The sequence below is a fragment of the Allopusillimonas ginsengisoli genome (genome assembly GCF_004153455.1).
GTDB lineage: Bacteria > Pseudomonadota > Gammaproteobacteria > Burkholderiales > Burkholderiaceae_B > Allopusillimonas > Allopusillimonas ginsengisoli.
In genome coordinates this window covers 201379-208312 of record NZ_SDQE01000007.1, presented here as the reverse complement: position 1 = coordinate 208312, position 6934 = coordinate 201379, and the positions used below count along the sequence as shown (strand labels likewise).

6 protein-coding genes and 2 pseudogenes are annotated in these 6934 nt (G+C 53.9%); 5 read left to right on the top strand and 3 right to left on the bottom strand.

Going from position 1 to position 6934, the window contains the following annotated elements; all coding sequences use genetic code 11:
• Nucleotides 1–95 precede the first annotated feature (95 nt).
• The 3 genes and pseudogenes from ERE07_RS14120 to ERE07_RS14110 all read right to left on the bottom strand — a co-directional run bounded on the left by ERE07_RS14120 (nt 96) and on the right by ERE07_RS14110 (nt 1980).
• Complete coding sequence (locus tag ERE07_RS14120; protein WP_130009664.1) at nt 96–857, bottom strand: hypothetical protein; 762 nt, start codon at nt 855–857, stop codon at nt 96–98.
• An 83-nt stretch (nt 858–940) separates the two neighbouring features.
• A pseudogene (locus ERE07_RS14115) lies at nt 941–1516 on the bottom strand (PIN domain-containing protein).
• The gene (locus ERE07_RS14110) at nt 1513–1980 is read right to left on the bottom strand and encodes a helix-turn-helix domain-containing protein (protein WP_130009663.1); all 468 of its coding nucleotides are present in this window, start codon (nt 1978–1980) and stop codon (nt 1513–1515) included. The pseudogene ERE07_RS14115 and the gene ERE07_RS14110 overlap by 4 nt, the downstream one beginning before the upstream one ends.
• Before the next feature lie 432 nt (nt 1981–2412).
• On the opposite strand from ERE07_RS14110, the gene ERE07_RS14105 reads away from it, so the two are divergent.
• The 5 genes and pseudogenes from ERE07_RS14105 to ERE07_RS14085 all read left to right on the top strand — a co-directional run bounded on the left by ERE07_RS14105 (nt 2413) and on the right by ERE07_RS14085 (nt 6807).
• Complete coding sequence (locus tag ERE07_RS14105; protein ID WP_425330981.1) at nt 2413–2769, top strand: Arm DNA-binding domain-containing protein; 357 nt, start codon at nt 2413–2415, stop codon at nt 2767–2769.
• A 206-nt stretch (nt 2770–2975) separates the two neighbouring features.
• Nucleotides 2976–3224, top strand: a complete 249-nt coding sequence (locus ERE07_RS14100) for a FitA-like ribbon-helix-helix domain-containing protein (protein WP_130009662.1) — start codon at nt 2976–2978, stop codon at nt 3222–3224.
• A gap of 123 nt (nt 3225–3347) precedes the next feature.
• Nucleotides 3348–3470 (top strand): annotated as a pseudogene (locus tag ERE07_RS14095) (DUF2274 domain-containing protein); the annotation flags it as partial.
• Between the two features lie 329 nt (nt 3471–3799).
• Nucleotides 3800–4918: a protein adenylyltransferase Fic gene (fic, locus tag ERE07_RS14090; RefSeq protein ID WP_130009661.1), complete on the top strand. Its 1119-nt coding sequence runs from the start codon at nt 3800–3802 to the stop codon at nt 4916–4918.
• 992 nt (nt 4919–5910) lie between these two features.
• Entirely contained in the window at nt 5911–6807 is an 897-nt protein-coding gene (locus ERE07_RS14085; protein ID WP_130009660.1) for a LysR family transcriptional regulator, read from the top strand.
• Nucleotides 6808–6934 lie beyond the last annotated feature (127 nt).

The following is a 6934-nucleotide window of genomic DNA, read 5'->3' as shown; positions in this document are numbered from 1 at the left end:
TCTGCCCACGTACAAAGCGAGTCAGATCGACCAGCTCCTGCCGCACAACTGGCAACCCGCTACGGCCTGATCAACAACGCCTGCATCAGCAGGAGTCAAGGTGTGTTCGCCGGAACCTTACTCTCAACGAGATGATTAATCACGTCGTTTGCCGTTGGCTTTGTGGCAAGCAATTTAGCTGTATCTGAACTGTGATCATCTTTTGCTGGGATCATATCTTTGATGGAAAATTCAACGATATCTCGGAATTCATGGCTCGTTTTTAACGCTGCTTGCAAGCCGTCTTTTCTGAACTGGCCTTTGCCGTAGAGAGATTCAATCAACAGAAATGAGTAGCGAAAGGAGTTGATGAATTCCTGTGCCTCAAGAGCCTTCCGAGCGCTTCCTACAAGGGTCGCTTCAAACCTTGGACCGTCGCATTTCTCGGCGGCCATGATGGCGCGCGTGAACATATCGAAAGGGAGTGGCAACGCGGGATTATTTCGGCCCATCGAAAAGCTCTTTATCGTGATTCGGGCTTCTTCCTCAGGTGTTTCACCTTCATATTTAGCATTGATCTCGTCTGTGATGAGCTCAATGTCATAGATACACTCGAGAAATGTGGCAGCGTCGTCAAGTTGGCGCTTCACAAATATCATGCGGTGATCGCGTCCGGTTATTGTCGCCGCGACCTCGCCTTTGTTAGATCGCTGGAGCTGAGGTGCATATTCGAGAGGTTGTTTCTCAAACGTGAGTTCAAGGGCTTTGGCGTAACCAGTCTCGTCGATGATTCGGAGCTTCCCGCCCTGCACGGGGATTTCCCAATGGTCATCGATGATGATCTTGCGCTTGAATGGAACCGTATAGCGGATTCTCATAGGCTCTTAGCCTTCAGACTGTATCAAGCTGGCCCAGCGAAGAAAAGTCAGCGGAAAGGGATTAGTCATGCCGGGCTGCACCGTTAGAGGATTGAGCGGTAAGTGGCCAAGGCTTTGGTTGTCTGAACCAGTCCCTGCCGAAACAAAATTTCCAGATAGTGATCAACGTCGATAGGTGGAGTCTTGAGCTGAGCACGTTGACGTTGCGCAGCGGCCACTACCGCTGCAGCATCAAGATCGAAGAGATTCTCAACAAACTCGTCCGGATGCTGAGACTCCACTCCGTAGGAAGCGAGTACGTCCGTTGGAAAGTCCCGCTGGTTGAAGGTCACGATCACGCTGGCACTGCAGCGGATGGCCGCGGCCAGAACATGGCGGTCGTCGGGATCGGGCAGAGTCAGCCCGGCGATGAGATCTTCATACTCATCCACCAAGCCATCGGGGATTGCGCGATCCATCAAGTCTGAAGTGCGGTCTACCTGCGAACGTGTCAGATCGGACCTGTTGAGCAGTAGATTGCGTTTCTACTCCTCATGAATGTCGCGACTCCAGCGGGCACGGAATCGTCCCGACAGCCCTAGCCACATTAGAAAGTCGCGCAGCGGCGCAGGATAGAGAACGCAGGCATCGAAGATGGCAGTGAAGGGGGAGCGCCTCATTCGTACCCCATGCCTGATTCCTGAGCCTGGCGAGCGAGTTCGGCCATGGCTTCTTCGCTAGCGCGGTCACGTGCATCCTTGTACTGCATCAGGTCTGCAAACCGCACTCGGCGGTGTTTCCCTGTTCGATGGAACGGCAGCACACCATCCTCTAGTAGCTTGACCAGATGAGGGCGGGAGACGTTGAGCATGTCTGCGGCCTCCTGTGTCGTCAACTCCGCATGGACGGGCACGACTTTCACGGCATTGCCGTCGGCTAACTCAGCCAGGATATCGACGAGCAAACGCAGCGCGGAGGTGGGCAACTCCACCTGATGAGCTTGGTTTCGATCATCGAAGATCTGGATGTGTTGCGTTTCGAAGTGCGTTGCCAAGTAGGCCGCCAAGGCGCGCTGACCCTGCACAGCTGCCTGAACTTCCCGTTCGGCGGGCAGCGTTATCTTGGTTTGGGCGGTGGTGGTCATGGCTAGTTCCTGGGCTGTGAAGCAATCTGAGGAACTATCATATTCGAAATAAACGAAAAACGCAATAAACGAAAGGAGGCCGGGCTGTGGCTGAGTTAGATCGTTATGGCCTAGTTGCGTGAGCAAGCTTTTTCGACTCAATGGACGCTTACGGAAGGCAACCGATGCTGCTGCTCAACTGAGTCAATGACGAGAGAGCCGATTGGCTGTCCATGGTATTTTTCGTGGTATTGGTTGAAATGGCTATTTCAATTATTTGATTCAAAACATATTTTTATTCCTATTTATAATCGAGTGGGAGTGATACCGCGTCTGGCATAGCCAGGCACGACACGGCATAAAAAGCATCTAAGCCCGCGTAATTGCGGGCTTTTTTGTAATCTCGTCTGGCAGGGTCTGGCAACAGAAGGAAGCGCCAAGCACCGTTTGAGCATGGCATTAAAGCTGGTGGCCGTCACGCCTGCCGGGGCGGTGACGTTCCGCTACAACTACTCGCTCAACGGAAGGCAGGAAACCATCACCTTTGGTCGCTACGGCGTCGGTGGCATCACTTTGGCAGAAGCCCGAGAGCAGTTGGGTGACGCGAAGAGGATGGTTGCGGCGGGCAAGTCGTCAGCCAAGGAGAAGGCCCGCGACAAGACGCGTGTAAAAGATGCAGAGACGTTCGGTGCCTGGGCTAAAAGGTGGCTGCGCGGCTACCAGATGGCCGACTCCACCCGCGACATGCGCCGCTCAGTCTATGAGCGCGACGTGACGCGAAATTTGCCAATCAGAAGCTGCTGGAGATGAGCGGCGGTAGTTGCGCCGCAAAAACCAGCACCTGCACCGACGCTTGCGTCGAGTGAACTGGCACGTCGCAAAGCCAAGCTGCAAGTAGAGTTGAACACTAAGAAAGAAGAGCCGAATCAGCGTACGGAGCGTGGTGTTTAGGCCTTGATATACTTGAATGCAGTTTGCATAATTGATTTCACGGCAATCAAATAAAGCTTGTATACATGAGAACACTAACGATCAGGAATGTGCCGGAAGAGGTGTATCGAGCCATTCGGGTTAGGGCAGCGCAGAACGGCCGTACATTGCAAGCCGAGATGTGCGACATATTCACTACCGCCGTGAAACCGGAAGGCCGGGTAAAGCTGGGTGACTTGCTGGCAAGCTTCGGGCGCGAGGTGAAATTGACCGACGAAGAAATGGCGGTTTTTGACCCTTACCATTCACCCGCCCGCACAGCGAGTTTCGAATGATTTTGCTGGATACAAGCGTCATATCGGAGCAGTTTCGAGCTGTACCCGATGTGACAACATCGAACATCATGTGTTGCCGGTATTTACCGTTTCCGCTCACCGGACTACATCGTGGATCGACTGTTCGGCGCGGCTGTGGACGCGATGACGCTGATCCTACATATGCTCGATGCGTTCATGGCGGGGGATCGAGGGTTTAGGCGGGGTAGGGGAGTCGATGTCCGATCATATGCGCCGAAGGGGTGAGAGTTTGAAAAACTGTCCGTTGCCGTATCCAGACTACGACTGGTTGAATGACAGAGCGCTGGCTGACCGATACTCGCATACGGGTCATTCCAAAGGATTCGTTCGAAAAAGCTCTCGTCAGGATCCTTGTGTCGATTAAACGCTTCTACGGGAGTGCTTATCATGTTATTGAAAGCATGATTTAGTGACATGTTAGGGGTTCATGTCTTTGAGAGCGGCATACATTCAGCATGTGTCGCTATTTTATTAAATTGAGAACATGAGTCGTTGACGTGTCGCTGGCGACGACGTAAGCTGGAAACGTGTCGCTAAAATGGTATTTTTGCATCATGGATGATATTGCACTTGCTTGGCATCCCGAGCAACCCCACAATCAGTTGCCAGCATTGCCGCCAGTGCAGGAACTGGAGACCCGGCCCGTGCTCAAGGCCTGCATCGAGGCCCGTGCCGCGTTGGCCGAACTCAAGCAGGCGGCCGAGTTGATTCCCAACCAGGCGATGCTGATCAACACCATTCCGTTGCTGGAGGCTAAAGACAGCTCGGAAATCGAGAACATTGTCACCACAACCGACCAACTGTTCCAATATGCGCAGGGCCACGACAAAGCCGATCCGGCTACCAAAGAGGCGCTGCGTTACCGCACCGCATTGCATCAAGGCTTTCGGTCGCTCAAGACGCGGCCGTTGTGTACCGCTACCGCCGTGGATGTCTGTCGCACTCTCAAGGGGGTGGACATGGACATCCGTCGCACGCCGGGCACCCAGCTCGCGAACGACCGCACGGGCCAGGTGGTCTATACCCCGCCTGAAGGCGAGGCCCGTTTGCGTGAGATGCTGGCCAACTGGGAGCGCTTTCTACACAATCAGACCGACCTGGACCCGTTGATCCGCATGGCCGTGGGCCACTACCAGTTCGAGGCCATACACCCGTTTACCGACGGCAACGGTCGTACCGGTCGCGTGCTCAATATCCTTTATCTCATCCAGGAAGAGCTGTTGAATCTGCCGATCCTGTACCTTAGTCGCCATGTGATCGCCAACAAGGCCGACTACTATCGCATGCTGCTCGGTGTCACGCGAGATGGCGCCTGGGAACCCTGGCTGCTTTTCATGCTGCAGGCCGTCGCCGACACGTCCAAATGGACCACGGGCAAGATCGCAGCCATTCGCGGGCTGGCCGAACACACCACCGAGTACGTGCGCACACGCCTGCCCAAGATCTATACCCGCGAATTGGTGGATGTCATCTTTGAGCAACCCTATTGCCGCATCGGAAATCTGGTGGACAAAGGAATAGCCCAACGCCAGGCCGCTTCGCGCTACCTGCACGAGCTGGTCAGCCTGGGCGTGCTGCGCGAAATGCCGTTTGGCAAGGAAAAGCTCTTCATCCATCCGAAGCTGATGCAATTGCTCGGTCAGGACAACAACGACTTCCAGCCCTACGTCTGAAGGTTGCGGTACGGCAGTCGCTTTTGGTGAGCGGCCCAAGGTTTGAATTTATCCAGAAAAGGTCACTCTGGATGGTCTTTTAGACGGTCGTCAAACGCAACATCTTGCGAGGGTGCGTCGCCTGCGGTTGGCTGGTTTTGCCGCTGAGGGTTTGCATGGGCACCTGCGTGGAGTCTATGTCTAGGAAGAGTTGAGTGCATCACATCGAGAGGTACTCGGCCATGAAACGTGTCTGTTTTTTAGCGGGTAAAACCGCGCTTGGGACGTTTCGGGTGAGCCCGGCGGATAACTACTGAGCACTCTTGCGGCGGCAGTGCTGGTACTGACTGGCTGCGGTAAAAAAGGATGTCGGAACCAAACACTGCGACGTGTGTCCCGGCTGCGTTTCAGTCTGCATTGAACGAGATGCGTAGCGAAGCGAATCATCAACAACTAGGCTGCCACGTCACGCGTCCGCCGCTTGATTCTCACAGTCGACAAGCACGACTCAAGAGATCAACGCACGGATCAGTGGCTGTTCCCGGGAAACGAACTACAAGAACCGAAGGCTTCTCAAAGAAAAAGGTCCTCTGGCGCTAAAGCGCACATTTTGTTCTGATATACACCACAAAACCAGAACCGCTAAAAGCACGGAAGAGGTTGTAATCGCCTTTTCATCAGAGAGCCCGCATTTAGGCCAGGTACTGGTATCGGCTCAATTGAAAACAACTCACCTGCTTGAGATCGGTCCTGCCGGTGTGCAGCAGGTATGGCTAAGGAAAAAAAAGAACACGAGCGTTCTGAGAGGGCGCAGAGCAAAAGCATCTCTGGCCGCCGCATAACAATGCCTTGCCCATTGCTTAATGATCAAGTTGTCAGTACGCAGCTAGGACAAAGTCCTTTGGCAGTCCGCCAGCTTCACTTGGTAATTACGTCAGTTTAACGGACTACAATAGGGTCCACGAAGACTCAATTACACAATTTTAACGGTCACGTGTAGTACCTCACTAATCATGGAACTTCGACACCTACGCTACTTCATCGTCGTTGCCGAGCACGGGAGCGTTCGGGTTGCATCGAGCCATCTACATATCTCTCAGCCTGCAATTTCTCGTCAGATCCACGATCTGGAAGAAGAGCTTGGCGTGCAACTGTTTGATCGCACAACGCGAGGTCTGCGTTTGACGAAGGCTGGCGGGCACTATCTGATCGAAGCACGTCGCGCCTTGGCCATGATCGACGCCGCCGGTAAGTCCACGCAGATGGTCGCCCGCGGGCGGTTGGGAAGGCTAAGTATCGGGTTGGTTGAAATCGCGGCCTGGGAAGGTTTTGTACCGCTAGCCCTCGGCGAGTTCCAAAAGAACTATGGTCAAGTCTACCTGCAGTTGCACCCCGTAACGACCCCCGAACAACTGCTAATGATCGAGAACGGGACATTGGATGGAGGCTTTGTCTATGCCTTTGATCCGTTGCCGGAAGACTTCGAGTCTGTGATGCTGGCTCGGCATGATGTTGTGCTGGCAACACCTCTGAATTGGCGCGAAAGAGTATCTTCCCATCCGTCGATTCGCAGCCTGGTCAACGAGCCGTTCGTGACTTTCCAACGGCCAGTCTATCCAACCTATTATGATCGGCTGCTCAATGCATGTTCTCAGACGGGGCTGACGATGCGCATCGTACAGGAAGTGGGCAGTGAGGCTGCCGTACTTTCGCTGGTGTCAGCCGGTATCGGTATTGCCATCGTTAACTCGTGCAACCGATGGCGCGCGCCATCGCGTGTCCGTTTTCTGGAATTGGAGGATCTTTCGGTTCCATTGCCGTTGTCTTTCGTGTACCTGCGATCAAATTCCAATCCGGCATTGGTGCGTTTTGTGGAAACACTCAAAGAAGCCTTGCAGCCTCGCGGTTGATGGTTCTGAATCACCATTTTCCCGTGATGCCTCGGAGGCATCAGGTAATTCAGAAAACGGCATTGGCGGTTTAAGACTGCGTCGGATATCTTTGGCTATCGGTGCGCTTTACTGCGCGAAATCGAAA

Coding starts and splice junctions, on each gene's coding strand:
- ERE07_RS14120 (WP_130009664.1), bottom strand. CDS start 857: ATGAGAATCCGCTATACGGTTCCATTCAAGCGCAAGATCATCATCGAT.
- ERE07_RS14110 (WP_130009663.1), bottom strand. CDS start 1,980: ATGACCACCACCGCCCAAACCAAGATAACGCTGCCCGCCGAACGGGAA.
- ERE07_RS14105 (WP_425330981.1), top strand. CDS start 2,413: ATGGCATTAAAGCTGGTGGCCGTCACGCCTGCCGGGGCGGTGACGTTC.
- ERE07_RS14100 (WP_130009662.1), top strand. CDS start 2,976: ATGAGAACACTAACGATCAGGAATGTGCCGGAAGAGGTGTATCGAGCC.
- fic (WP_130009661.1), top strand. CDS start 3,800: ATGGATGATATTGCACTTGCTTGGCATCCCGAGCAACCCCACAATCAG.
- ERE07_RS14085 (WP_130009660.1), top strand. CDS start 5,911: ATGGAACTTCGACACCTACGCTACTTCATCGTCGTTGCCGAGCACGGG.